Source organism: Curtobacterium sp. UCD-KPL2560 (assembly GCF_001705035.1).
Lineage (GTDB): Bacteria > Actinomycetota > Actinomycetes > Actinomycetales > Microbacteriaceae > Curtobacterium.
This window is the reverse complement of record NZ_MCIG01000146.1, coordinates 1-1,831: the sequence shown is the minus strand read 5'-3', so window position 1 is coordinate 1,831 and position 1,831 is coordinate 1. Positions and strand designations below refer to the sequence as shown.

General features: G+C 71.5%; 3 protein-coding genes. 1 reads left to right on the top strand and 2 read right to left on the bottom strand.

Annotation, left to right across the window (positions count from 1 at the left end; all coding sequences use genetic code 11):
• Window positions 1-968, bottom strand: a 968-nt coding sequence (locus BEP24_RS16220) for an ABC transporter permease (RefSeq protein WP_253181735.1), incomplete at its 3' end; no start/stop codon positions are given.
• A complete protein-coding gene (locus BEP24_RS16215) occupies window positions 968-1,669 on the bottom strand; it encodes an ABC transporter ATP-binding protein (RefSeq protein ID WP_139197517.1) in 702 nt (233 codons plus the stop codon). The genes BEP24_RS16215 and BEP24_RS16220, both read right to left, overlap by 1 nt.
• On the opposite strand from BEP24_RS16215, the gene BEP24_RS17885 reads away from it, so the two are divergent.
• On the top strand, window positions 1,554-1,831 hold a 278-nt coding region (locus BEP24_RS17885), incomplete at its 3' end, for an ATP-binding cassette domain-containing protein (protein ID WP_216093161.1). The two genes, BEP24_RS16215 and BEP24_RS17885, sit on opposite strands and share 116 nt — an antisense overlap.

Genomic DNA, 1,831 nt, shown 5'->3' with positions numbered 1-1,831 from the left:
AGCGGGAGCTGTTCCGCCTGCAGCAGGCCGGCCGGTTCGCCCAGCTCGTGAAGCTGCAGGTCCCGGCCGCCCTGCCGTCGATCTTCGTCGGTCTGCGCACCTCCGCCGGTCTGAGCGTCATCCACCTCCGCCGGTCCGACCAGTCCGAACACGAGGAAGACGGCGACGCCGTAGAGCGAGGCGATGATGATGGTCGCGTAGAGCTCCGGGCCCATCAGCCGCGAGGCGGTGACCTGGATGAGGACGCCGAGGCCGGGGTTGCCGCGCTGGAAGAACTGGTCGCCGACGATCGCGCCGATGACGCTCAGACCGGCGGAGGTGCGCAGACCGACGAAGATCGACGGCAGGGCGGCCGGGACCTGCAGCTTCACGAGCTGGGCGAACCGGCCGGCCTGCTGCAGGCGGAACAGCTCCCGCTGGGCCCGGTCGGCGGACTGCAGGCCGAACAGCGTGTTCGACACCATCGGGAACAGGGCGATCATCACGGTGACGATGACCCGGCTGGCGAACTCGTAGCCGAACAGGGCGCCGATGAGCGGGACGAGCGCCAGGATCGGCACGCACTGCAGCACCACGGCGTACGGGTAGAGCGAGCGCTCGAGCCACTTCGCCTGCGCCATCGCCATCGCCCAGGCGACGCCGATCACGATCGCGACGCCGAGCCCGACGAGCGACACCACGGTGGTGCGGCCGAGGGCGGACCACAGGTCGGAGCCGAACGTCGACGGCGACCCGTCCGGCATCGTCGGCGCGACGATCGCCTTCGCCACGAGGTGCGGGTACGGCACCAGGAACGCCAGTCCCCGGACGTGGTCGTAGTAGGCCGCAGCCGCGTACCAGATGCCGACGAGCACGGCGAGGACGACGAGCGGCGGCCACCACGTGGCGGTGCGACGCGGGCGAGCGGCGCCGCGCCGGGCTGCCGCGCGGACGGCGCGGGCCTCGGAGACCTCCTGCAGGGTGACCATCAGCGGTGTCCTTCCCGGAGCGCGTGCGAGACCTCGCCGACCAGTTCGGCGAACTCGGGGGTGAAGCGGATGTCGGGGTCGCGGGGCATCGGGAACGGGACGTCGAACCGGCCGACGATGCTGCCGGGACGACCGGACATCACGATGACCTCGGTGGACAGGTAGACCGCCTCGGAGACCGAGTGGGTGATGAACAGGCCGGCGAACCGCTGCTCCACGAACAGCCGGAGGAGTTCGTCGTTGAGGCGCTCGCGGGTGATCTCGTCGAGGGCGCCGAACGGTTCGTCGAACAGGAACAGCTCCGGGTCGAGCGTGAGCGACCGGGCGAGCGAGACGCGCATCCGCATGCCGCCCGACAGCTGCTTCGGCAGGTTCGACTCGAAGCCGTTCAGTCCGACGAGGTCGATGGCCCGGGCGGCCTTCGCGGCCCGCTCGGCCCTCGGCACGTGTCCGAGCTCGGCGAGCAGCTCGACGTTGCCCTGCACCGAGCGCCACGGCAGGAGCGTGGCGTCCTGGAACACGTACCCGATCCGGTCGGTCGCCACGCCGGCCGTGCCGTGGGACGCCGACTCGAGGCCGGAGGCGATGCGGAGCAGGGTCGACTTGCCGCAGCCGGAGGGACCGACGACGGACACGAACTGGCCGCGGTCGACGGTCAGGTCGACGCCCTGCAGCGCGACCGTGCCGTTCGGGAAGGTCATCTCGACGTCGCGGAAGTCGAGCAGGGTGTCCGTCGTCGGTCCCTCCGGCTGCGGCAAGTCGACCCTGCTCCGCATCGCCTCCGGCCTCGAGTCGGCGTCCCGCCTCCGGCCTCGAGTCGGCGTCCCACGGCACGGCCGGCGTGGCGACCGACCGGATCGGGT